Annotated in this window: 19 protein-coding genes; 10 read left to right on the top strand and 9 right to left on the bottom strand. The window is 60.2% G+C overall.

Features of this window, described 5'->3' with window-relative positions; all coding sequences use genetic code 11:
- Positions 1–158 precede the first annotated feature (158 nt).
- The 9 genes from iolD (at position 159) to ACRER8_RS08270 (ending at position 12,522) form a co-directional block, all read left to right on the top strand.
- Positions 159–2,090: a 3D-(3,5/4)-trihydroxycyclohexane-1,2-dione acylhydrolase (decyclizing) gene (gene iolD / locus ACRER8_RS08310; protein WP_431745855.1), complete on the top strand. Its 1,932-nt coding sequence runs from the start codon at positions 159–161 to the stop codon at positions 2,088–2,090.
- A 426-nt stretch (positions 2,091–2,516) separates the two neighbouring features.
- Complete coding sequence (locus ACRER8_RS08305) at positions 2,517–3,536, top strand: Gfo/Idh/MocA family protein (protein ID WP_431745854.1); 1,020 nt, start codon at positions 2,517–2,519, stop codon at positions 3,534–3,536.
- 538 nt (positions 3,537–4,074) lie between these two features.
- Complete coding sequence (locus ACRER8_RS08300) at positions 4,075–4,317, top strand: hypothetical protein (RefSeq protein ID WP_431745853.1); 243 nt, start codon at positions 4,075–4,077, stop codon at positions 4,315–4,317.
- Between the two features lie 70 nt (positions 4,318–4,387).
- On the top strand, positions 4,388–5,317 hold the full coding sequence (locus tag ACRER8_RS08295; RefSeq protein WP_431745852.1) for a sugar ABC transporter substrate-binding protein: 930 nt from the start codon (positions 4,388–4,390) through the stop codon (positions 5,315–5,317).
- Between the two features lie 84 nt (positions 5,318–5,401).
- On the top strand, positions 5,402–6,970 hold the full coding sequence (locus ACRER8_RS08290; RefSeq protein WP_431745851.1) for a sugar ABC transporter ATP-binding protein: 1,569 nt from the start codon (positions 5,402–5,404) through the stop codon (positions 6,968–6,970).
- A 58-nt stretch (positions 6,971–7,028) separates the two neighbouring features.
- Positions 7,029–8,051: an ABC transporter permease gene (locus tag ACRER8_RS08285; protein WP_431745856.1), complete on the top strand. Its 1,023-nt coding sequence runs from the start codon at positions 7,029–7,031 to the stop codon at positions 8,049–8,051.
- Between the two features lie 420 nt (positions 8,052–8,471).
- Positions 8,472–8,876, top strand: a complete 405-nt coding sequence (locus ACRER8_RS08280) for a TraR/DksA family transcriptional regulator (protein WP_166597929.1) — start codon at positions 8,472–8,474, stop codon at positions 8,874–8,876.
- Between the two features lie 221 nt (positions 8,877–9,097).
- The gene (locus ACRER8_RS08275; RefSeq protein WP_431745850.1) at positions 9,098–10,732 is read left to right on the top strand and encodes a methyl-accepting chemotaxis protein; all 1,635 of its coding nucleotides are present in this window, start codon (positions 9,098–9,100) and stop codon (positions 10,730–10,732) included.
- 323 nt (positions 10,733–11,055) lie between these two features.
- Positions 11,056–12,522, top strand: a complete 1,467-nt coding sequence (locus ACRER8_RS08270; protein WP_431745849.1) for a T6SS phospholipase effector Tle1-like catalytic domain-containing protein — start codon at positions 11,056–11,058, stop codon at positions 12,520–12,522.
- A 60-nt stretch (positions 12,523–12,582) separates the two neighbouring features.
- Here ACRER8_RS08270 and ACRER8_RS08265 read toward each other — a convergent pair whose 3' ends face one another.
- On the bottom strand, positions 12,583–12,819 hold the full coding sequence (locus ACRER8_RS08265) for a DUF2789 domain-containing protein (RefSeq protein WP_431745848.1): 237 nt from the start codon (positions 12,817–12,819) through the stop codon (positions 12,583–12,585).
- A 331-nt stretch (positions 12,820–13,150) separates the two neighbouring features.
- Between ACRER8_RS08265 and ACRER8_RS08260 the strand changes: the two genes are divergently transcribed.
- Positions 13,151–13,618: a hypothetical protein gene (locus tag ACRER8_RS08260; protein WP_431745847.1), complete on the top strand. Its 468-nt coding sequence runs from the start codon at positions 13,151–13,153 to the stop codon at positions 13,616–13,618.
- Between the two features lie 28 nt (positions 13,619–13,646).
- On the opposite strand, the gene ACRER8_RS08255 is transcribed toward ACRER8_RS08260, so the two are convergent.
- From ACRER8_RS08255 to ACRER8_RS08220, 8 genes are all read right to left on the bottom strand, one after another.
- The gene (locus ACRER8_RS08255; protein WP_431745846.1) at positions 13,647–15,779 is read right to left on the bottom strand and encodes a TonB-dependent receptor; all 2,133 of its coding nucleotides are present in this window, start codon (positions 15,777–15,779) and stop codon (positions 13,647–13,649) included.
- 210 nt (positions 15,780–15,989) lie between these two features.
- Entirely contained in the window at positions 15,990–16,382 is a 393-nt protein-coding gene (locus ACRER8_RS08250) for a DUF2946 domain-containing protein (RefSeq protein ID WP_431745845.1), read from the bottom strand.
- A 545-nt stretch (positions 16,383–16,927) separates the two neighbouring features.
- Positions 16,928–17,296, bottom strand: a complete 369-nt coding sequence (locus ACRER8_RS08245; RefSeq protein WP_431745844.1) for a Na+/H+ antiporter subunit G — start codon at positions 17,294–17,296, stop codon at positions 16,928–16,930.
- Positions 17,293–17,571, bottom strand: a complete 279-nt coding sequence (locus ACRER8_RS08240) for a K+/H+ antiporter subunit F (RefSeq protein ID WP_431745843.1) — start codon at positions 17,569–17,571, stop codon at positions 17,293–17,295. Before ACRER8_RS08240 ends, ACRER8_RS08245 begins: the two co-directional genes overlap by 4 nt.
- Positions 17,568–18,056 carry a Na+/H+ antiporter subunit E gene (locus ACRER8_RS08235; RefSeq protein WP_431745842.1) on the bottom strand — a complete coding sequence of 163 codons (489 nt, stop codon included), beginning with the start codon at positions 18,054–18,056 and terminating at the stop codon, positions 17,568–17,570. Before ACRER8_RS08235 ends, ACRER8_RS08240 begins: the two co-directional genes overlap by 4 nt.
- Positions 18,053–19,732 carry a monovalent cation/H+ antiporter subunit D gene (locus ACRER8_RS08230; protein ID WP_431745841.1) on the bottom strand — a complete coding sequence of 560 codons (1,680 nt, stop codon included), beginning with the start codon at positions 19,730–19,732 and terminating at the stop codon, positions 18,053–18,055. Before ACRER8_RS08230 ends, ACRER8_RS08235 begins: the two co-directional genes overlap by 4 nt.
- Complete coding sequence (locus tag ACRER8_RS08225) at positions 19,729–20,073, bottom strand: Na+/H+ antiporter subunit C (protein WP_081568723.1); 345 nt, start codon at positions 20,071–20,073, stop codon at positions 19,729–19,731. The genes ACRER8_RS08230 and ACRER8_RS08225 overlap by 4 nt, the downstream gene beginning before the upstream one ends.
- The gene (locus ACRER8_RS08220) at positions 20,073–23,027 is read right to left on the bottom strand and encodes a monovalent cation/H+ antiporter subunit A (protein ID WP_431745840.1); all 2,955 of its coding nucleotides are present in this window, start codon (positions 23,025–23,027) and stop codon (positions 20,073–20,075) included. Before ACRER8_RS08220 ends, ACRER8_RS08225 begins: the two co-directional genes overlap by 1 nt.
- Positions 23,028–23,344 lie beyond the last annotated feature (317 nt).

Genomic DNA, 23,344 nt, shown 5'->3' with positions numbered 1-23,344 from the left:
CTGTAGGAGCCGACGTGCTGGCGAACCGGGCACGTCAGGCCTGTCATTTGTGTCTGACCCACCGCGTTCGCCAGCAAGCCGGCCGCTACAAGGAATCTCGGTGAGCTGACAGGATGTGCACGACGCCTCATCACCTCCAATAACAACAAGGTGCAAGCATGACCACGACACGATTGACCATGGCCCAGGCCCTGGTGAAGTTTCTCGATAACCAGTACGTCGAAGTCGACGGCGTGCAGAGCAAATTCGTCGCTGGGGTGTTTACCATTTTCGGCCACGGCAACGTGCTGGGCCTGGGGCAGGCGCTGGAGCAGGACAGCGGCGAGCTGATCGTGCATCAGGGTCGCAACGAACAAGGCATGTGTCACGCCGCCATGGGCTTTGCCAAGCAACACCTGCGGCGCAAGATCTACGCCTGTACGTCCTCGGTCGGTCCTGGCGCGGCGAACATGATTACCGCCGCTGCCACCGCCTCGGCCAACCGCATCCCGCTGTTGCTGTTGCCGGGTGATGTGTATGCCAGCCGCCAGCCGGATCCGGTGCTGCAACAGATCGAACAGTTCCATGACCTGAGCATCAGCACCAACGACGCGTTCAAGGCTGTAAGCAAATACTGGGACCGTATCAACCGCCCTGAACAATTGATGAGCGCCGCGCTGAACGCCATGCGCGTGCTCACCGACCCGGCCGAAACCGGCGCTGTCACCCTGGCCTTGCCGCAAGACGTACAGGGCGAGGCCTATGACTATCCCGATTCGTTCCTGCAAAAACGCGTGCATCGCATCGACCGGCGTCCGCCGACCCAGGCCATGCTCAAGGACGCCCTGGCGCTGCTCAAGCGCAAGCGCAAACCGCTGCTGATCTGTGGCGGTGGCGTGCGCTATTCCGGCGCCGCGGCGCAGCTGCAGGACTTCGCCGAGCGCTTCGACATTCCCTTCAGCGAAACCCAGGCCGGCAAGAGCGCCATCGTCTCGGCCCATCCGCTGAACATGGGCGGCATCGGCGAGACCGGTTCACTGGCGGCCAATACCCTGGCGCGCGAAGCGGACCTGATCATTGGCGTTGGCACCCGTTACAGCGACTTCACTACCGGTTCCAAATCGCTGTTCCAGAATCCGGACGTGCAGTTTCTCAACCTCAATGTCGGCGCCTTCGATGTGCAGAAGCTCGACGGCGTGCAGGTGTTGGCCGACGCGCAACTGGCGTTGCAGGCGTTGGCTGACGGCCTGGACGACTACCGCACGCAGTGGGGCGATGAGCCGCGACAGGCACGGGCGGCGCTGGAGGTCGAAGTGGATCGCCTGTATGCCGTCGAATACCAGACTCAGGATTTCGAACCGGAAGTCGCCGGGCATCTCGATCCACAGGTGTTGCGCGATTTCATAGAAATGACTGGCTCGTGCCTGACGCAAAGTCGCGTGCTTGGCCTGCTCAATCAGCAATTGCCCGAGGATGCCGTGATCGTCGCTGCGGCGGGCAGTCTGCCGGGCGATCTGCAACGGGCATGGCGCAGCACCAGTGTCGACAGCTATCACGTCGAGTACGGCTATTCGTGCATGGGCTACGAGGTGAATGCCGCGCTGGGCGCGAAGATGGCTGCGCCGGAGCGTGAGGTCTACGCGCTGGTGGGCGATGGCTCGTACATGATGCTGCATTCGGAGCTGGCGACCTCGATTCAGGAGCGGCGCAAGATCAATGTGGTGCTGCTGGACAACATGGCCTTCGGTTGCATCAACAACCTGCAGATGGGCAATGGCATGGGCAGCTTCGGCACCGAGTTCCGTTTCCGCAACCCCGAAACCGGGCTGCTCGATGGCGACTTCGTCCCGGTGGACTTCGCCATGAGCGCGGCGGCTTATGGCTGCAAGACTTATAAGGTGAAGACCGCCGAGGAACTGGAAGCGGCATTGATCGATGCGCGCAAGCAGACGGTCTCGACGCTGATCGACATCAAGGTACTGCCCAAGACCATGATTCACGGTTACCTGTCATGGTGGCGCGTGGGCGTGGCCGAAGTGTCGACCACCGGTACCACGGCCGAGGCTTATGAGCGGCAGAAAGCGATGCTGGCCAGGGCCCGTAAATATTGATGCGCAGGGTTCTCTTCGGGCTGGGTCGCTGTTCGCAATTATGAATGTCGTGGTCCATTTGGGCCTGGCTGATCGCACTACTGATGTATGAGGTCCTTGTAGGGGCCGGTTGCTGGCGAACGTGGAGCATCTGTACCGGTTAAGGCGACTGACACACCGCTTTCGCCAGCAAGCCGGCTCCTACAGGGGCTCACGTTCATTCAGGCACATTTATCCCAGGAGCATGATCGCGTTCATTCAGGCACATTGATCCAGGGGCATGGATCGCGTTCATTCAGGCACATTTATCCCAGGAGCATGATCGCGGTCGTCCAGGCACATTTATCCATGGGCATGGATCGCGTTCATTCAGGCACATTGATCCAGGGGCATGGATCGCGTTTATCCAAAGCACATTCTTCCAGCAATATGGACAGAGGGTTTTATATGAAAATCGGACTCATCGGCTACGGCAAGGGCGGGCGTTTTTTTCATGCGCCGTTGCTGGCCAGTCTGCCCGGCGCCACCTTCGCCGGGGTCGTGACACGCTCCCCCGAACGACGCCAGGATCTACAAAACGATTACCCCAAAGTCCCGGCGTTCGACAGCCTGGCCGACATGGTCGCTGCTGGTATCGACGCTGTGGTGATTTCCACCCCGCTGGCGTCGCGCCGGGCGTTGATTCTCGAAGCTATCGAACTCGGCGTGCCGGTGGTCAGCGACAAGCCTTTCGCGCCCGATGCCCAACAAGCCCAAGCGCTGGTGGATGCCGCCGAACGACGTGGTGTATTGCTCGGCGTTTATCAGAACCGTCGTTGGGACTCGGATTTTCTTACCGTACGCAAGCTGATCGATCAGGGCGTGCTGGGCCAGATCACGCGCTTCGAGTCCCGGGTCGAGCGCTATTCGCCATCATCGGTGGGCAAGGAGAGCGGCGGCGGGATTCTGCGGGACCTCGGCAGCCATCTGGTGGACCAGGCATTGCTGTTGTTCGGGCCGGTGACGCGGGTTTATGCAGAACTGGAATTCGCCACGCCCGAGAAAAAGGTCGATCACGGCTTCTTCGTTTCGCTGATTCATGCCAGCGGAGTAACGTCGCATTTGTGGGGCAGCTGTCTGCAAAATGCCCAGGGACCACGGTTTCGGGTCAACGGCTCGCAGGGCTGCTATACCGTTGATGGCCTCGATGGTCAGGAAGCGGCGGCGTTGGCCGGTTTATCGCCCAAATCCGAAGGTGAACGCTGGGGAGTGGAAGAGCATCGGCGCTGGGGCTGGTTCGAACAGGGCGAGCACCGCGAACGCGTGCCGTCCGAGCGCGGTTGCTGGACCGAGTTCTATCGCCAGCTGCAGGATGCGGTGGTGAATCAGGGGCGCAATCCGGTGGATGCGCGGGAGGCTGTGGCATCGGCAAAGGTGTTGGATGCCGCCCGCATCAGTGCGTTGGAAGGCAGGGTTGTGGAGCTGTGACAGGCACGCCACGTTTCAAACCTGTGGGAGCGAATTCATTCGCGATGCAATGTGTCAGGCGATAGAGATGTATCGGCTGTACTGTCCAATCGCCAATGAATTCGCTCCCACAGGGTAATCGGTGATGTGGGGTTGCCAGGTCATGGGTTCGCTCTGCGGGATCAGGACTGGGGATATAGGGGGCTTTCGTATGAATACGAATGGGTGCGACAGCCGACACTCTGTGGGAGCGAATTCATTCGCGAAAAATTGTTCGGCCGACATAAATGCATCGGTTTCACCGGCCAATCGCCAATGAATTCGCGCCCACAGGGGGGCCTGCGGCTGTCTTTGGAACGAGGTGACGAGTCGATCAAAACCAAAATAGAAATAAATTCTAAAACTGGTTGAAGTAGAAATTATTTTCCAATAGAGTCATTTCCAGGTTGCCGACTATCGCCGTCCCCACCTGATGTGCCTAGGCTGATATCCAGCCCCGGGACACCAGGCCGGACGAACGAAACAAAAACAAGAAAGCCAAAAAAGACAGGTACCGTCGATGAATATTTTCAAACATGCCGCCAAGGCTTGCCGGTCCGCATCACGTTCTTTGCTTGCTCCTTCCCGCGTTGTCTCGCGTATCAAACCCGTCATTGTCATCGCGCTTGATCGATCCCTCGAAACCGTTGCTCGCGTGCTGTGCGTTCAAAGCCACGGCGTCATGGTCTGCGGCGCTTCGGCGGCCTCGGTCGCGCACTTTTCCAGTCCGCACTTCTCTCGACAAACCGCCCCCATCCAATAAACAAGCCGTTGAACACCAGCAGTCGTTAGCCAATTCACTACAACAACAAGAATTTGGAGAAAGACCGTTCATGAACACCAAAGCTCGTTTTACCTCTCTGGCACTGGCCCTGATGCTCAGCAGCGGCGCAACCCTGGCGGCTGACCTGAAGATCGGCGTCGCCATGTCCCAGTTCGATGACACCTACCTGACCTACATGCGCGAAGACATGGGTAAGAAAGCCAAGGATATGGGTGGCGTTGATCTGCAATTCGTCGACGGCCGCAACGACGTGAACAAACAGCTCGATCAGGTTCAGGAGCTGATCGGCAAGAAGGTCGACGCCCTGATCGTCAACCCTGTCGACACCGCTGCCACTGCGCGTATCACCAAAGCCGCCATCGCTGCGGGCATCCCGCTGGTCTACGTCAACCGTCGCCCTGATGATCCGAAACTGCCCGCAGGTGTTGCTTCGGTCACCTCGGACGACAAGGAAGCCGGCCGTTTGCAGATGGAGTATCTGGCCAAGAAACTGGATGGCAAGGGCACCATCGTGATTCTGCTCGGTGAGCTGTCGAACAACTCGACCCGCGACCGCACCGAGGGCGTGAAAGAGGTGCTTAAAAAATATCCCGACATCAAGATCGCCGAAGAGCAGGAAGGCGCCTGGGGCCGGCAGAAAGGCATGGACATCACCAATAACTGGCTGACTCAAGGCCGCGATTTCAGCGCGGTGGTTTCCAACAACGACGAGATGGCCATCGGCGCTGCCATGGCCTTGAAACAGGCTGGCAAAAAACAGGGCGACGTGCTGGTTGCGGGCGTGGACGGTACGCCAGACGGTTTGAGCGCAGTGCAGAAGGGCCAGTTGACGGTCTCGGTATTCCAGGACGCCAAAGGCCAGGGCGAGGGTTCCATCGATGCGGCCGTGAAGCTGGCGAAGAAGGAAGCGTTACCGCAGCAGGCCATCGTGATCCCTTTCAAGCTGATCACTCCGGAAAACGTCAATACCTTCAAATAACGTTCACATCACGACAACTGACCGGACGCGGAGGGCGGTGCTACCGACCCTCTGCCACCGATGTCACTTGAGGAGCCTGTGACCATGTTCGCTTCCGCTACTGGCTCGATTGCCGCCATCCCCGACGTAACGCCTGATGTCGCTGCGTCCGCTGCCGAGCATCCTTACCTGCTGGAAATCAGCAACATCAGCAAAGGTTTCCCTGGCGTGGTGGCGCTGGATAACGTGGAGCTGCGCGTGCGGCCCGGCAGCGTGCTGGCACTGATGGGTGAGAACGGCGCGGGCAAGTCCACTCTGATGAAAATCATCGCCGGGATCTACCAGCCCGACGCTGGCGAGATTCGTCTGCGTGGCAAGCCAGTGGTGTTCGACACACCACTGGCGGCGCTGCAGTCAGGCATCGCGATGATTCACCAGGAACTCAACCTGATGCCGCACATGAGCATCGCCGAGAACATCTGGATCGGCCGTGAGCAGCTCAACGGCCTGCACATGGTCGATCACCGCGCCATGCACCGCTGCACCTCCGAGCTGCTGGAGCGGCTGCGTATCAACCTCGATCCCGAAGAACAGGTCGGCAACCTGAGCATCGCCGAGCGGCAAATGGTCGAGATTGCCAAGGCGGTGTCCTACGACTCGGACGTGCTGATCATGGACGAGCCGACGTCGGCCATTACCGAGAAGGAAGTGGCGCACCTGTTTTCGATCATTGCCGACCTGCGCGCGCAGGGTAAGGGCATCATCTACATCACCCACAAAATGAATGAAGTGTTCGCCATCGCCGACGAAGTCGCGGTGTTTCGCGACGGCGCCTATATCGGCCTGCAACGGGCCGACAGCATGAACGGCGATAGCCTGATCTCGATGATGGTTGGCCGCGAGCTGACTCAATTGTTTCCCGAACGAGACACGCCCATCGGCAAGCTGCTGCTGTCGGTGCGCGACCTGTCGCTCGATGGCGTCTTCGAAGGCGTTTCCTTCGATCTGCATGCCGGTGAAGTGCTGGGCATCGCCGGATTGATGGGCTCGGGGCGCACCAACGTCGCCGAAACCATCTTCGGCATCACCCCTTGCACCCGGGGTGAAATTCAACTCGATGGCGCGCCGATCAAGGTTAGCGATCCGCATTTCGCCATAGAGAAAGGCTTCGCCCTGTTGACCGAAGACCGCAAGCTTAGTGGCTTGTTTCCCTGCCTTTCGGTCTTGGAAAACATGGAGATGGCCGTGCTGCCGCATTACGTCGGCAACGGCTTCGTGCATCAGAAAGCGCTGCGCACGTTGTGCGAAGACATGTGCAAAAAGCTGCGGGTCAAGACGCCGTCGCTGGAACAGTGCATCGATACGTTGTCCGGCGGCAACCAGCAGAAAGCCTTGCTCGCGCGCTGGTTGATGACCAATCCCCGGGTGCTGATCCTCGATGAGCCGACCCGCGGCATAGACGTCGGCGCCAAGGCCGAGATCTATCGGCTGATTTCCCTGCTCGCCAGCGAAGGCATGGCGGTGATCATGATTTCTTCGGAACTGCCGGAAGTGCTGGGCATGAGCGATCGCGTGATGGTCATGCACGAAGGCGAAATGATGGGCACGCTGGACCGTGCCGACGCAACTCAGGAGCGGGTGATGCACTTGGCTTCGGGGAATTCGATTCACTGATGGCCAACTTGCCAGTGACCCATCAAGGGCCGAACAAGAACAAGAGGCACGTATGAAGATGAACGCGATACTGGAAAACAAGCCCGCCCTGGCGCCGACCAGACACAAACGCCGGATGCCCACCGAACTGAGCATCTTTCTGGTGCTGATCGGCATCGGCCTGATCTTCGAGGTGTTCGGCTGGGTCGTGCGTGATCAGAGCTTTCTGATGAACTCCCAGCGTCTGGTGCTGATGATTCTGCAGGTATCGATCATCGGCATGATCGCCATCGGCGTGACCCAGGTGATCATCACCACCGGTATCGACTTGTCATCGGGCTCGGTCCTGGCGCTCACGGCGATGATCGCGGCGAGCCTTGCGCAATCGTCCGACTACACCCGCGCCGTGTTCCCCTCGCTGACCGACCTGCCGGTGTGGATACCCATTGCTGCGGGACTCGGGGTCGGACTGCTGGCAGGGGCGATCAACGGCAGCATCATCGCCATTACCGGGATTCCACCGTTCATCGCCACCCTTGGCATGATGGTGTCGGCGCGTGGCCTGGCGCGCTTCTATACCGGCGGTCAGCCAGTGAGCATGCTCAATGATTCCTACACCGCCATAGGCCAAGGTGCGATGCCGGTGATCATCTTTCTGGTGGTGGCGGTGATCTTCCACATCGCCCTGCGCTACACCAAATACGGCAAGTACACCTACGCCATCGGCGGCAACATGCAGGCGGCGCGCACCTCCGGGATCAACGTCAAGCGGCATCTTGTGATCGTCTACAGCATCGCAGGCCTGCTGGCTGGGCTGGCCGGCGTGGTGGCTTCGGCGCGGGCTGCCACGGGGCAGGCAGGGATGGGGGTTTCCTACGAGCTGGACGCGATCGCCGCAGCGGTGATCGGCGGCACGAGTCTGTCCGGGGGCGTCGGGCGCATCACCGGGACCGTGATCGGCGCGCTGATTCTCGGGGTGATGGCCAGCGGATTTACCTTCGTCGGTGTCGATGCCTATGTACAAGACATCATCAAAGGGCTGATTATCGTAGTCGCGGTGGTCATCGACCAATACCGCAACAAGCGCAAGCTCAAGCGCTGAGGGTTTGATGAATTGTAGAAAGGGGCCTGGTTCAGGCCCTTTTTTGTTTTATGGCGGTTTGAACCGAAGTGAATATGGCCGGTCAGAGACCATCACGATTTTGTGGCTGACCCTATAGCAGTCCGGTTTGCCAGCGGTGGCGTTTTCAAGATCGCCGGCGCCGGCAAACCGGACTGCTACAGGGATGTACTGGCACGCTGGCAATGAATTGAAACATCGGTTCCCCTCAACGCCAGCGGGGATTTGGGGGCTTGTTGAGCGAATCTTGTTCAATTATGTTGCCGAGTACGAAACCCGGCCTTAGACTGCCGCCCCTCGTAAATTGAGTGCCAGTGGCGCTTGGAGACTACGGCGGCTGTGACAGCTGGACCAAGGCGCTCCCTTGATTCGCCTTAATGCACGTTTTTTATAGAGAAATCAATGACCAAGGAAAAGTTGCTGGCGATGCCGGCCGATGACTACATGAACGCGGAGCAACACGCTTTCTTCATCGAGCTGCTGCAAGCCATGAAAGTGGAAATCCACGAGCGCATCGAGCAGAGCCGTATCGCTATCGAAAGCCTGGACACCCCGGCTGATCCCGCTGATGCCGCTTCCGTCGAAGAAGAGCGTCACTGGCTGGTCAATGTGATCGACCGCGACCAGCGCATGCTGCCACAGCTGGAAATGGCGCTGACCCGTATCGCCGAAGACACTTTTGGCTGGTGCGATGACAGTGGTGAGCCTATCGGCCTGAAGCGTCTGCTGATCAGCCCGACCACCAAATACTGCATCGAAGCCCAGGAACGCCACGAACAGATCGACCGCCACCAGCGTCAAGCCTGATCCGGCTGGTATGACTGCATGGCCCGACTGCCCTTCATGGGCAGTCGGGCCTTTTATCGTCTGCTCTTTTGTCCGGGCAAGAGTCCGGGTACTGGTCAGGGCAACACCTTGAACTCCGTGATTACCATAAATCCGACCGCCTACCACCAACGGCTCATGGCGCATGGCCGCTATCTGACGTTTAATGCTTTCAATAATGATAAGCAGGGTGGGTCAAGGATATGGCTGCTGATGAAAGTTACACAGGGACGCTTTCCCCGCAATTGCAATCGTCGGCCGTCAGGCCTCCCGTCGCAACCAGGCGCTGGCTGACGCCCACGCTGCAGAGTGTCGCGTTATGCCTGCTGTTGGCGACCCTGGCTTGGGGCGATGTGTCGGTGTATGCCTGCCTGCCGGTGGGCCTGCTGATCCTGTGGCTGCCCCGCGTTCTGGTTCCCCGTACGTTGCCCGCGCCTGCGGACATGCAGGACGACGCTCTCGAACGGCTGACTCGCGACCTGTCTCGCAGCACCAGCCACAACGCATTGTCTGCCGCGGCCGTGGCATTTTCGGTTCAGCAACTGGCGAGCAAACTGCAATCCCAGGTCGATGCCGCCGAGCAGATCGTCAGCAGCGCCGATGTGATGATCACCACCGAGCGGGCGACCTCCTCGCTAAGTCAGCAAGCCTTGAGCGCGGCCAGCGAAGTCCGGCAGAGCAGTGACGCTGGCATGAACGTGCTCAATGACTCCATTACCCTGATGCATCAGCTCAGCCAACGCGCCGACAGCAGCCGACAGTTGATCGAAGCCCTCAGCCAACGCAGCGAAGACATTCAGCGGGTCACTTCCGTCATCCAGTCGATCGCCAGCCAGACCAACCTGTTGGCGCTCAACGCGGCTATCGAGGCGGCGCGGGCCGGTGAGCACGGGCGCGGTTTCGCGGTAGTCGCCGATGAAGTGCGCGGGCTGGCGGGGCGAACGGCAACGGCCACTGGCGAAGTCGGACAGATGGTCGCCGACATTCAGCAGCGCACCGCTCAAGTGGTTGAACAGATCCGTCAGTTGTCCGGAGATCTGAACGACGGCGTCGAGCAGGTGGAAACGACTGGCCGTCAACTGGCGAGTATCGCGAAACTGGCCGCTGGGGTGGAAGGGCAAGTCAACGAGATCGCCTTGGGCGCCGAGACCAACCAGGCTCAGTTGAGCAGCCTGTTCGTGGCGGTCGAGCAGATGCGCAGCGATCTGGCCATCAGCGATGACCAGACCCGCCAATTGGCCAAATCCGCCGTGCAAATGGAGGGGCAGGCCGAAACCATCAGTGAGCGGCTGGCCGAGGTTGGCCTGGATGACTATCACCAGCGCATCTACGACCTGGCGCGTGAAGGGGCGAGCCAGATTGCGCGCAAGTTCGAGGAGGACATCGACCAGCGCCGCGTCAGTCTCGACGATCTGTTCGACCGCCACTATCAGCCGGTCGCCAACAGCTCGCCGGCCAAGTACCAGACCCGCTTCGACCGCTACACCGATCAGGTTCTGCCAGCCATCCAGGAGCCGCTGCTACCCCGCCATGAAGGCCTGGTATTCGCCATTGCCTGCACGCAGCAGGGTTACGTGCCGACCCACAATCAAGCGTTCAGCAAGCCGCTGACTGGCGACGCTGCTGTCGATACCGTACAGAACCGTACCAAGCGCAAGTTCGACGATCGCACCGGAATTCGGTGCGGCAGCCACCAACAGCCGGTGCTGTTGCAAACCTACACCCGAGATACCGGCGAGCTGATGCACGATTTGTCGGTGCCGATCATGGTCAAGGGCCGACATTGGGGAGGGTTGCGCCTGGGTTACAAACCGGAGGGTGCCAACGGTTCCCGCTGATCCTGATTATCGGCAAGCGAGGCCTGGACAGGCTCAAGGTCTCGCTTAGTTGTGCTCACAAGAAAAATGGCGAAGTAATATTTTTCCGCTGTTTGCAAATTCTCTTTCCGTATATGTATTTTTGTTGCCTGTAAGTTTGTGCCGCTAATGCTGTGGGAAGTCTGGAAATAAAATTTTAAATAGTCCGATAGTTAAGTGGGAAGTTTCCGAAGTTGATTTCCGTGCCTTGACGATTCTATATGTAAGAGCATTCTGTGAGTTATATGTCCGAATATGTAAAAAGATTGTTCGGATTTTGATTGGTATTCACAGGTGGTTTATATATGACAGCACTACACTCAGGTACAGGGTCACGTGGCGCAGCCGGCAAACTGCGGGTCGTTGTGCGAATCGGTGTGTTCTTCGACGGCACGGGCAACAACCGTATCAACAGCCAGATCGGTGCCGACTGTCAGGCAATGGCAGAAATCTATAACGGTGCGCATATCAAGGAGTGCGGGGGTCGCCATTGCGATCCGTCCAGTAGTTACAGCAATGATCTGACCAATATCGCAAGACTGGCCGACCTTTATAAACATCAACCCCAGGCACTAAATGAAGGCTCCGGACTCGGGGTTTATGAATCCATTTATGTCGGCGGTATTGGCACTACTTCTGGAGGGCGGGATTCACGCGTCTCGGGGCAAGGGTTTGGCCGCGGCTATACCGGTGTTGTCGCCAAAGTTGCCAGCAGCGTGAAAAAGATAAGCGTTTTTCTAAGTGCATTTGAAATTCACAATCCGGGCTGCGTCATCGCCGGTCTGGAATTTGATCTGTTCGGTTTCAGTCGCGGCGCTGCAGCGGCCCGCCATCTGGCCAATGAAGTGCTCAAACAGTCGCGGGGGTTGCTCGGCCCCGTACTCGACCCTCGCAAACTGCCTTTGTCGACGGACTTTTCCTGGGGCGCCGGAAGTGTGCGTCTGAAGGTCATCGGCCTGTTTGACACGGTTGCGGCGGTCGGGGGCATCTCCGACCTTGGCAACGTCCGCGACGCCACTAACGCGCGGGTCAATCTGTTCCTGCCTCCGGGGTGTGCGCAGCAGGTGCTGCATCTGGTGGCGGCTGATGAGTACCGACGCAATTTCGCGCTCAACAGCGTGGCACCGGACTGGCCGCGAGAAATCGTGGTACCTGGCAGCCACTCGGATATCGGCGGAGGCTATCAACCGCAAACTGTGGAAACGGTGTCGCTGACCCGGCCCCGGCGCAGTCTGGTCAGCGCCGGCACCCCGTTCGATGCCACCGATGCCTGGCTGCAGACTCATGCCGAAATGGGTTGCCTGGACGCCCAGCGCTGGATCGATCCCAAGGATGACACAGCCTCGATCAGCGTCGAGTGTTTCGAACGGTTGGGGCAGCGCGGCCGTGGAATGAAGACTGTCGTGGCGAGCGTTAAGCTTCAACGACGGGTGTTCGGTCACTTGTCGCGGGTGTATCTGCGGGTGATGCACGGGCTGGCGTGCGATGAAGGCGTACCGTTCAGGCCGATACCGGATCGTGCCGACCTGAGCCTTCCTCCGGAATTGCGAGGCATCGCAGTGAAGCTGATGGCCTACGCGCGCGGGCAGGGCGAGGAGTTGTCGCCGGAGGAATTGCAGCTATTGTATCGACGCTACATCCACTGTTCCGCCCACTGGAACGCCACGCTGGGTCGACGTGGAGCGTTGGTGGACAGCCTGTTCGTGCATGCGCCCGCCGCTGAGGGCCGGCAGCGGTTTCCTAATCTGTCCCGGCCAGGTTACCGGCCGTGAAGTTTTTCGCAGGCGTGCAGGCGACCTGAGCGTGGCCGCTCGCACGTCAAGCGATTCGAGCTATTTTTGCGGATGCAGCAGTGTATTAAGTTCGTCTACTACGGGTGCCCAATCGGCATCGTCCCGCAGCTCTTCCTTCAGAAAGCGCGCTTGCTGCGGTGTCCAGAATTGGGCATCGATCAGCTTCACGTCATCGGGCAGTTGATGTTCGCTGACGAAGCGGTCGATGCTGGCCTGATCGGCATCCAGGCCCAGTTGTTCGAACAATTTTTCAAGCGTCGGTGGTGTGAGGTCCATGATGTCTCCCGGGCGGGCCGCAGCCCCGATTGGTGTTGTCAGTCATTCATCTGAGTGCGCGGAGCGGGCAAGAGTTCTAAGCATTTGCCTTAACGATTCAGCCCTCGTCGTCCGGCTCTTGCAGCCGATTGGACACAGGCCATCAGGAGGGTTGTTGTACAAAAACAGCTACATTACGGACGAAAGGTATATATCCCGTATAGACTCTCAGCCGGTAGAATCCACCTTCGTGCCAGCGTCCGGCACCCGCGACGCACTGTTTTCATTGTCTTGTCTTTTCCTTGCCTGGCCTCTTGCCGGGCGAGTTCATATCAGGTTGGGAGTTTGTACATTGGCAGTAAGTAATCTGGATACCCATGCGTTATTCGTGCTCGGAGATTTGCGCGCGAAGTTGGTAAAGCAGTTCCAGGCACGTTTCGTCTATGTCATCGAGCAGTCCCCCGAAGGCATCTATATGTCCGAAATCGACACCGAAACCGCGCTGGTGGTCGATGACAAACCCCGTCTGGAACTGAAAGTCGGCGATCATTTTCGCGCCGCCGTCTTGCCCAGCCGCGAAGGCGGCAAGTTCGAGATCCGCTTTCGCGACATCAAGATGACCATCTACGGCCTGGGCGAATACGCGTTCGTCGATGTGCCCGAAGGTCACGGCATCGTGTTCAAGGAGTCGCACAGCGTGTTCATGGTCTTTGCCGCCCACGAGCAGATTCAGCTGGGGCTGAGCAAGATCCTCAAGGTCGCAACCGCCAAGGCCGCCAAATGGCGCAAGGGTGAACTGGTGTTCAAGGCCAGCGAATAAGTTGCCAGCCTCGACACGCGCCACTGTTTCAGAAACGCGTTTGCACCGCCAGTTCAAAGGTTCGCGGCTCACCCAGGTAGTACGCCGGTGACACATGGGCGAATCGCGCATACACCTTGTCAGTAAGGTTGCGCACCCGCGCGGTGATCGATGTGTGTGGGTCGAATTTAAAGGTCAGGAAACTGCCATACAGCGTGTAGGACGGCACCGTTTGGGTATTAGCGTTATCCGCGTAGACCGACGCCACATAGCGAGCGTCCACGCCGCCCTGCCAGTTAGGCGTGAAGTCGTAGGTCAGCCATAGATTGCCGACGCGATCCGGCACGTTGGTCGGCATGTTGCCCTTTCGCGAGACCACCACCCCGGCGGCGTTTTTCTCGCTGAACTCGTCGTATTGCGCGTCGACCCAGGCGACATTGCCTTCCAGCAGCAGCTTGGGGGTGATGCGCAGCGAGCTTGCCAGTTCGACACCCCGCGACGATTGCTGGCCCACCGGAATGCTGTTGGTCGGATCCTGCGGGTCGGTAATGGCGAAATCCTTGCGCTCGATCGTGTAGGCGGCGAGGGTCGCCGAACCGCGGCCTTGCAGGTAGTCGAGCTTGCTGCCGATTTCCCATTGCTTGCCGGTGGAAACGTCGAAGTTCTGTGTACCGCTCGGTTGTTCGGCAGCGGTGCTGTACTGCAGATAGACGTTGGCCGTTGGCAGAAACTGCCAGATCACCCCGGCGCGGCCAGTGACCGGTTGCCAGTCGCGACGCAGATGGCGCGGGTTGCTGGCGGTCACCTCACGATGATTGGTCACGTCCAGATCGATGTCTTCGTAACGCAGGCCGGTCACCAGCGACCACTGATCATTGAACGCCAGGTGGTTCTCCACGAACACCGCCTTGGTCGTCACCTCGTTGGTCTTGTCCTTGTCGAAACCCTGCCGCGTGCCCGGCAAATCGTAGAAGTGACCGGGGTCGAAATGGTTCGGGTCCACGCTGTTGTTGGCCGGCACATTCCACGGGTTATTGGTGGTGCTGTTGACCTTGTATTCGAAGCCCCCCGCCCAGGTTGTGGCCATACCCAGCAGGCTGCTCTCGTGGCGCAGCTCGAACTGATCGCCGCCCTGAGTGCCTTCGTGACGCACCAGATAGGCCGTCGAGCGGTTGATGGCGCTGTTGTCGGCGTTGTACTGATAGGTCTCCAGATTGCGGTAGTCGCGCTGGCTGTCCAGGTGATACAGGGTGTTACGCAGGGTGGTGGCATCGTCGATGCGGTAATCGATGATCGAGCGCACCCAGCGCGTCCGTTGTTCGTATAGCCCATCGTCGACGTTGTAGTTACGCAAGCGGTCGTGCTTATCGATTTTCAATTCACCGACCTTCGGGTTCAGCACCGGTGTGCCCCAATACGGGCTGTCCTCGTGTTCATCCTGATATTCCAGCGCCAGGGTGTGGGACAGGTCAGGCGTGAGGTCGCTGAGCAGGGAAAAGGCCACGTTCCAGGCATCGTTTTCCTGACGATCGATGTAGCCGTTGCTGGTGGTGTGGCTGACATCGAGCCTGGCGTAGTGCTGGATGTCAGAGGTCGGATCGCTCAGCCGATGGTTCAGGCCGAAGGCCGTTTGCGTGGTGTCGTAACTGCCGTAGCTGATGCGTCCCTCGGCCGCCAGTTCATCGCGGTCCGCCAGTTTGGTGACGTAGTTCAGCGAGCCGCCCACCGAGCCTGCTCCGTTCATCAGCGAAGACGGCCCACCCAGCAACTCGACCCGATCGTAGATCCAGCTATTGACCGGCCGGGCCAGACCGGTGGCGACGTTGATGCCGTTAAACATCTGCGTGACCTGACTGCTGGTGAATCCTCGATACGAGATGAACCCGCCAAACCCTGGCGGCGCGCTGGCGTTGACGCCGGGCAGGGCATTCGCGGCGTCCTGAAAATTCTGCGCGCCGTGACGTTCGATGTCCGAGCGGCTGGCGACGGCGACAGAGGCGGGTGTCTGGCGCAGGCTCAAACCCAGGTGGGTGGCGCTGGCGGCTTGTTGTTCCAGATCAAGGCCTGAAGTGGGCTGTTCGTCACCGGTGACCGTGACGGGCGCCAGGTCGATGGTGGATTGGGCGTGGACGACAGGGGTGAGGGCGCCGATAAAACCGGCGAGCAGGGGGATACGTTTCATGGTGAGAACCTGAAATGAGTTCGAGCGAACCCTGTCCTTTCCGATGTCTGTCCTGGCGTCTTCGCAAGCAAGCGTGCTTCCACGGAAGCGAACCTCGCCCAGGCTGTGGGAGCGAGCGTGCTCGCGAAGACGTCAAGGCAGACAACGAATAGAAAACAGACGGCCACCACCGGGCAGCGTCTGTAAGACGGGGTCGTTTAGGGGCTGAAGTCAGATCAGGAAAACAGGCGGGGCGCGGGGATTGGCCGTGGGCCAGTGAAAGGCCGAAGGGATTTCATAGGAAGCCACCACCGCAGGCGGCGGGCTGTGTTGTTCGGGGAGAATGGCAAGGGTCAGGCTGGAATTCAGGGTTGGCCCCATCCCGCCGGTGGAGCAGAGCGGGCAACCAAAGGCCGCCGACAGCGTTGGCAGTTTCTGTTCGCCGGGCTTGAACTGATCGACCGCCAGCGCACGGCCGTCGGTGGAGCAGAACTCTCCGCCGATACCGTTGAGCTGCATCCCGACCATCTGGCCATGACCGATGCTGCAGGCGAACACGTTGAACAGGACGCAGCAATACAGCATCCATGCGATCAAGTGTCGGTCTGAGCGGGCCAGTTTCATGGCGCAGAAATGTAGCAGAAGTGAGGCGATGAGCGGGGTGTGACAAATTGGCACTGGGCGGGCGGCGCCAGGGCATCCATGCCGCTCGGCCTACTGCGCATTGCCTGCGTTCGACCTGCACCCCAGTCGCGTTTGTCGGTGTCTGGATTATCGCGCACGAAGAGCAAGATCAAAGGCCCAGCGACTCGCGACTTTGAGGGCGAGCACCTTCTTTTGCGGCAAACACACCTCCTCATGTGGGAGCGAATTCATTCGCGAAAGATTTCCAGATGATAAAGCTGTGTCGTCTGTACTGCCCTCTCGCGAATGAATTCGCTCCCACAGTGATGTGTGGATCGCTCATTTCCGATACCCCGCAAAACTTGTAGGAGCCGGCTCGCTGGCGAATGCGGTGGGTCCATTGCGGATAGGCCACCTGACACAACGGGTTCACCAGCAAGCCGGTTCCTACAGTGGATCGGGTCCGGCATTCCGGCTTTTCCAGATAACTCGACGCAGGCGAAATATCCGGACGTCAGGACGTATTCCCGCCAAAAGCACCACAATTACTTCCCCTCATGCCGTCCCTCGGAAACCTCCGGCGGCACATCGGCATCTCCCGCCATCCGCTTGCGAAACAACCCCGTGCGCGCCAGCAACAACGTCGTCACTGGCACCGTGATCGCCAACAGAATCGGGATCAGCCACGCGTGCAACACAGGCCCTTCCTTCAACGCCGAGAAATACACAATCGATGCCAGTGCCACGCACCACGCGCCAATCGTCGAGGCCAAGGCAGGCGGGTGCATGCGCTGGAAGAAATCTTTCATGCGCAACAGTCCAAGGGCGCCGGTCAAGGCGAACAGGCTGCTCAAGACCAACAGCACCGCCGTCAGCACCTCGGCCAAGAATGGCAAAACATGCAGCGAATTCATTCGATTACCTCGCCGCGCAGCAGGAATTTGGCCAGGGCGAACGAGCCGACGAAGCCGAACAGCGCGATCAACAGCGCCGCCTCGAAGTACGTGTCACTGGCATAACGGATCCCTAGTACCAGCATCATCAGCATCGCCAGGATGTACAAATAATCCAGTGCCAGAACCCGATCCTGCGCCGACGGGCCTTTGAACAGGCGGATCAGGGTCAGAATCATCGCGACGGTGAACAGCGACAGGCTGAGCAGGATCGCGTTGGCGAGCAGCGGGCTCATTGGAAGATCTCCATCAGCGGACGTTCGTAGGTGGTCTTGAAGTGCTCGATGAACTGCGCCTCGTCGTCCAGATCGAACACGTGCAGCAACAGCACGCTGCGATCCAGCGCCAGTTCCGACCAGACGGTGCCCGGAACCACGGTGCAAATCATTGCCAGCGCCGCCAGACCGTGGGCGTCATGCAGATCCAGCGGCAGCTTGACGAAGGTAGAACGCGGCGGCTTGTGACCTGCGCGCAACACGCCCCAGGCCACTGCCAGGTTCGAAACCAAGACGTCACGTCCCACCAGGAAAAACAGTTTCACCGCCACCCCCGGCCTGCGAATCCGGGCCGGCAGCGGGCGCAACGGGGCAAAGATGATCGGCGCAAGCAAGCCCAGCAACGCGCCGAGGATCAGATTGCCCGCGCTCAACGACAGGTTCAGCAGCAACCACAAGGCCCACAACGACAGCGACAACAATGGCGCAGGGAACAGACGCTTCATGGCTGCACCTCGGCGGCTGCGGTACTCGGCGAGGGCACGGGTCGGGCTGCCATGACCGACAGCACATATTGCTGCGGATCATGCAGGGCTTGGGCGGTGTCTTGGGTGTAATGCAGCAAACCCTGAGCCTTGAAGGTGAGGACGATGCAGGCGCCCAGCAATAGCGCGATGGGAATGCATTCGTTGCGACGCAGCGCTGGCGAAGGACGATCCTGCGCCGTCCAGAAACGCTTGATACCCACGCGCACGAAGGCGAACAGCGAGGCCAGCCCCGAAACGATCAACAGTGTCACCAGGGTCCAGCTGTCGGCGCGAATGGCTTCGTCTTTCGCCCCATCCAGACCCAACGGATTGAGCAGGGCGCTGATCAACGTCAGCTTGCCGAGAAAGCCCGACAATGGCGGCATGCCGATGATCAGTAGCGCGCAAGCGATGAAACTCAGGCCCAGAAATGCCATGGCCCACGGAATCACCTGACCGACCAGAGCCTTCTGTTCGTCGTCGAGGTTGGTACCCGGCAGCGGATGCAGTGACTCCATCGCTTTGGGCAATTGATCGGCGTCGTCTTCCAGCGGGATTTCATTGGCCGAGCGCGAACGTTCGATGAGTTCAGCCAGCAGAAACAATGCGCTCAGGGCCAGGGTCGAGCTGACCAGATAGAACAGCGCGCCCGCAGTCAGGCTCGGTTGGCCGAAACCGATGGCCGACAACAGAATGCCCGCCGATACCAGAATGCTCAGGCTGGCCATACGCTCCAGTCGCTGGGCCGCAACAATGGAAATCGCCGCCACGGCCAGGGTCACCATGCCGCCCCAGATCAGCCATTCGCCGCCGAAGAACGCCGAGGCCCCCGCCTGACCGGAGAACAACAGCGTCCACAAGCGCAGCAAGGTGTAGGCGCCGACCTTGGTCATCAACGCGAACAGCGCTGCGACCGGGGCGCTGGCTGCGGAGTAGGCCGGCACCAGCCAGAAGTTCAGCGGCCACATTCCGGCCTTGGCCAGAAACGCGACCGCCAGAATCGCCGCGCCCGCATGCAACAGCCCCAGATCAGCCTCGGACACCTGCGGAATCTTCACTGCCAGATCCGCCAGGTTCAACGTCCCGGTAACGCCATAAATCAGCGCTGCGCCAATCAGAAACAGCGACGAAGCCAGCAGGTTGATAGTGATGTAATGCAGCCCCGTCGAGACCCGGGCGCGCCCCGAACCGTGCAGCATCAGGCCGTAAGACGCGGCGAGTAAGACCTCGAAGAACACGAACAGGTTGAACAGATCGGCAGTCAGAAACGCGCCGTACAGGCCCATCAACTGGATCTGAAATAACGCGTGAAAACTCGCACCGGCCCGATCCCAGCGCGCCGTGGCGAACAACAGCGCGCAGAACGCGACGATTCCCGTGAGCACCAGCATCAATGCCGACAGGTGATCGACCACCAGCACGATGCCGAACGGCGACTCCCAGTTGCCCGGCAGGTACACGCCGATGGAACCGGTGGTGCCGGCCTGCTGTACCCACACCATCAGGGTGATGGCGATGCCCAGGCCGAGCGCGGTGGACAACAGATTGATCCGCGCTTTGAGTGGACGATGTTTTTCGCCCAGCCAGAGCATCAATGCCGCAGTCAGCACCGGCAACAGGATCGGCGCGATGATCAGTTGATTCATCAGACTCATTCACTGCTCTCCCGACCGTCCACATGGTCGTTGCCGGTCAGGCCACGGGAGGCGAGCAGGACCACTAGAAACAGCGCGGTCATGGCGAAGCTGATGACGATGGCCGTAAGCACCAGCGCCTGGGGCAGGGGATCGGTGTAGTTGAGCAGGTCCTGCGGCACGCCATCCTTGATGATCGGCTCCTTGCCGATGAACAGGCTGCCCATGCTGAAGATGAACAGGTTGACGCCGTAGGACAGCAGACACAGCCCCATGACCACCTGGAAGGTCCGGGGGCGCAGGATCAGCCACACGCCGGACGCGGCGAGCACGCCAATGGCAATGGCGATGACTTCTTCCATCAGATGGCTCCTTGTGAGATGGCAGGGCTTGTCGGCGTGGCCGGCGGGGTGGGCTCGATCGGCTGCGGCAGCGAGGTCGGGCGATGGCTGCGCACCGATTGGTGGGCCAGCGCGGTGAGGATCAGGAGCGTCGAACCGACCACCACCGCGTACACGCCGATGTCGAAGAACAGCGCGCTGGCGATGTGCATGTCACCCAGCAATGGCAGGTGCAGGTGTGCGGTGTGGGTGGTCATGAACGGATATCCCAGCGGCATTGAACCGAGCCCCGTCGCCAGGGCGAAGAACAGGCCGGTACCCATCCAGCGCAGCGGGCGCAGGCTCATGTGCGCCTCGACCCACTGCGTGCCGGCGACCATGTACTGCAGGATGAACGCCACCGACATCACCAGCCCCGCGACAAAACCGCCGCCTGGCTGATTGTGACCGCGCATGAACAGATACATCGAAACCACGAACGCCACCGGCAGCAGCAAGCGCACCAGCACAGCGGGCACCATCATGAAGCCCAGCGCGGTATCGGTCGCGTGGCGCGGGTTGACCAGATCGGTGACCACATCCCGCGCCAGCAGACGTTGCTGGGCGGGCAGGGCGATGCTTTCCTTCGGCGGACGGAAACGACGCAGCAGCGCGAAAACGGTCAGCGCCACCACCGCTAGCACGGTGATTTCGCCGAACGTGTCGAAGCCACGGAAATCCACCAGCATCACGTTGACTGCGTTAGTGCCACCACCCTGGCTCAAGGCGCGGCTCAGATAGAACTCCGAGATCGCATTCGGCGTGGGACGCGTCAACATCGCATAAGACAGCAGCGCCATGCCACCGCCGACCGCGACGGCAAGGATGAAGTCGCGCACCCGGCGGGCCCTGGCGCGATTGCGCGAGCGGGTTGGCGGGGCGACGTTTTCGTTACGCCGGGGTAGCCAGCGCAACCCCAGCAGGATCAGCACGGTGGTGACCACTTCCACCGCCAATTGGGTCAAGGCCAGATCCGGCGCGGAGAACCAGACGAAGGTCACACAGGTCATCAATCCACAGACGCCGACCATGGTCACGGCGGCCAATCGGTGGTACTTGGCCTGCCATGCAGCCCCGAGGGCGCAGGCGATGGCGATCAACCAGAGCATGACGAATACCCCGGAGCCCGGAATCTTCGGCCGGTGGCCCCAAGTCAGGCCACTGTCGTACATCGGCACGAAGCCTGCGATCAGCGCCACGAACACCATCAGAAACAGCTGAGCCTGCAAGCGGCGTGTGGTCAGCAGGCCCTCCAGGCCGCGCGCGACACGCAACTTGGTCACCAGCACGCGCTCGAACAGGCGCTTGCCGTTGAGGCGCCCGATCAGCGGCGGGCCTGCGAAACGATTGCGCTTGAAACGCGGACGCAGCAGCAGATAAAGGATGATCCCCGCGCCCATGGCAATCAGGCTCATGATCATCGGCGCGTTCCAGCCGTGCCAGATCGCCAGGCTGTACTCGGGCAAGGTTCCGCCGACGACAGGCTGTGCGGCAGCGGCCAGCAGCGGGCCCACCGACAGCGCGGGGAAGATGCCGACGATCAGGCAGGCCAGCACCAGCAACTCCACCGGCACGCGCATCCAGCGCGGCGGTTCATGGGGTGTGTGCGGCAGGTCGGTGGCTTTCGGGCCGAAGAACACGTCCACCGTGAAGCGCAGGGAGTACGCGACACTGAAAGTTCCGGCAATGGTGGCGATCACCGGCAGCGCGGCTTCTACCCAGGCGGTCGAGGTGATGAACACCGTTTCGGCGAAGAACATTTCCTTGGACAGAAAGCCGTTGAGCAGTGGCACGCCCGCCATGGCCGCGCTGGCGACCATCGCAAGCGTCGCGGTATAGGGCATGAGTCTTATCAGGCCGCTGAGCTTGCGAATGTCGCGGGTGCCGCTTTCGTGATCGATGATCCCCGCCGCCATGAACAGCGAGGCCTTGAACGTAGCGTGGTTGAGGATGTGGAAGACGGCCGCGACTGCGGCGAGCGGGCTGTTGAGGCCCAACAGCAAGGTGATCAGGCCCAGATGGCTAATGGTGGAATAGGCGAGCAGGCCCTTGAGGTCGGTCTGAAAGATCGCCGAGTAGGCGCCAAGCACCAACGTACAAGCCCCGGCACCACCGACGATCCAGAACCATTGTTCGCTTCCGGACAACGCCGGCCACAGCCGTGCCAGCAGAAATACCCCGGCCTTGACCATGGTCGCCGAGTGCAGATACGCCGACACTGGCGTCGGCGCGGCCATGGCGTGGGGCAGCCAGAAGTGGAAAGGGAATTGCGCGCTTTTGCTCAGCGCGCCGATCAGGATCAAGGTCAACAGTACCGGGTACAACGCATGGGCGCGGATCGCATCGCCCGAGGCCAGCACCCGATCCAGATCGTAGCTGCCGACCACATGCCCCAGCAGCATCATTCCGACCAGCAGCGCCAGACCGCCAGCGCCGGTGACCATCAGCGCCATGTAAGCGCCGCGCCTGGCATCGGCGCGGTGGTGCCAGTAGCCGATCAACAGAAATGAAAAGACGCTGGTCAACTCCCAGAAGAACACGATCTGGATCAGGTTGCCGGACATTACCAGCCCGAGCATGGCACCCATGAAGGCGAGGAAGAACGAGAAGAATCGCGGCACCGGGTCATCGGGCGACATGTAATAGCGAGCGTACAACGACACCAGCGCGCCGATACCCAATACCAGCATCGAGAACAACCAGGCGAAACCGTCCAGGCGCAACACGAAGTTCAGTCCCAGGCTGGGCAGCCAGAAGAACTCCTCGCGAATGACCCCGCCATGGGCGATCTGCGGGTACCAGAACGCCACCTGGATTGCGCCGATGAGGGCAATCAGGCCAGCCAGAAAGGATTCACTATTGCGTGCATTGTGCGGCAAGAGCGCCGCCAGACAGCTGCCGATGAAAGGCAGAAGCAGTAGAACTATCAGGGACATAGGTTTCTAATCTGCGGATAAATGTCAAGGATCATACGTGCCGGGCCGTGCATCACCAACCGCCAAGATGTCGCAGAATCCTACAAAGTCGATAGTCAGCAGCGTAGTTGACCGCAGGTTGTGGCGAAGGTCGATGGCACCGGATGGCGAAACATGCTGAGTATTTCCTGTAGGCCGGCTTGCGGGGCGGTGGCCATCTTGCCGACGCCACCGTCCGCAAGTCCTACCTCCGATCCACTGTAGGAGCCGGCTTGCTGGCGAACCGGGGGCAGACAACCCATCTATAACTGACCCACCGCGTTCGCCAGCAAGCCGGC

The organism is Pseudomonas sp., from assembly GCF_050739935.1.
GTDB lineage: Bacteria > Pseudomonadota > Gammaproteobacteria > Pseudomonadales > Pseudomonadaceae > Aquipseudomonas.
This window is presented reverse-complemented; position numbering and strand designations above follow the sequence as displayed.

Excerpts from the sequence above, each read along its gene's own strand:
- iolD (WP_431745855.1), top strand. The coding sequence starts at position 159 with ATGACCACGACACGATTGACCATGGCCCAGGCCCTGGTGAAGTTTCTC.
- ACRER8_RS08305 (WP_431745854.1), top strand. The coding sequence starts at position 2,517 with ATGAAAATCGGACTCATCGGCTACGGCAAGGGCGGGCGTTTTTTTCAT.
- ACRER8_RS08300 (WP_431745853.1), top strand. The coding sequence starts at position 4,075 with ATGAATATTTTCAAACATGCCGCCAAGGCTTGCCGGTCCGCATCACGT.
- ACRER8_RS08295 (WP_431745852.1), top strand. The coding sequence starts at position 4,388 with ATGAACACCAAAGCTCGTTTTACCTCTCTGGCACTGGCCCTGATGCTC.
- ACRER8_RS08290 (WP_431745851.1), top strand. The coding sequence starts at position 5,402 with ATGTTCGCTTCCGCTACTGGCTCGATTGCCGCCATCCCCGACGTAACG.
- ACRER8_RS08285 (WP_431745856.1), top strand. The coding sequence starts at position 7,029 with ATGAACGCGATACTGGAAAACAAGCCCGCCCTGGCGCCGACCAGACAC.
- ACRER8_RS08280 (WP_166597929.1), top strand. The coding sequence starts at position 8,472 with ATGACCAAGGAAAAGTTGCTGGCGATGCCGGCCGATGACTACATGAAC.
- ACRER8_RS08275 (WP_431745850.1), top strand. The coding sequence starts at position 9,098 with ATGGCTGCTGATGAAAGTTACACAGGGACGCTTTCCCCGCAATTGCAA.
- ACRER8_RS08270 (WP_431745849.1), top strand. The coding sequence starts at position 11,056 with ATGACAGCACTACACTCAGGTACAGGGTCACGTGGCGCAGCCGGCAAA.
- ACRER8_RS08265 (WP_431745848.1), bottom strand. The coding sequence starts at position 12,819 with ATGGACCTCACACCACCGACGCTTGAAAAATTGTTCGAACAACTGGGC.
- ACRER8_RS08255 (WP_431745846.1), bottom strand. The coding sequence starts at position 15,779 with ATGAAACGTATCCCCCTGCTCGCCGGTTTTATCGGCGCCCTCACCCCT.
- ACRER8_RS08250 (WP_431745845.1), bottom strand. The coding sequence starts at position 16,382 with ATGAAACTGGCCCGCTCAGACCGACACTTGATCGCATGGATGCTGTAT.
- ACRER8_RS08245 (WP_431745844.1), bottom strand. The coding sequence starts at position 17,296 with ATGAATTCGCTGCATGTTTTGCCATTCTTGGCCGAGGTGCTGACGGCG.
- ACRER8_RS08240 (WP_431745843.1), bottom strand. The coding sequence starts at position 17,571 with ATGAGCCCGCTGCTCGCCAACGCGATCCTGCTCAGCCTGTCGCTGTTC.
- ACRER8_RS08235 (WP_431745842.1), bottom strand. The coding sequence starts at position 18,056 with ATGAAGCGTCTGTTCCCTGCGCCATTGTTGTCGCTGTCGTTGTGGGCC.
- ACRER8_RS08230 (WP_431745841.1), bottom strand. The coding sequence starts at position 19,732 with ATGAGTCTGATGAATCAACTGATCATCGCGCCGATCCTGTTGCCGGTG.
- ACRER8_RS08225 (WP_081568723.1), bottom strand. The coding sequence starts at position 20,073 with ATGGAAGAAGTCATCGCCATTGCCATTGGCGTGCTCGCCGCGTCCGGC.
- ACRER8_RS08220 (WP_431745840.1), bottom strand. The coding sequence starts at position 23,027 with ATGTCCCTGATAGTTCTACTGCTTCTGCCTTTCATCGGCAGCTGTCTG.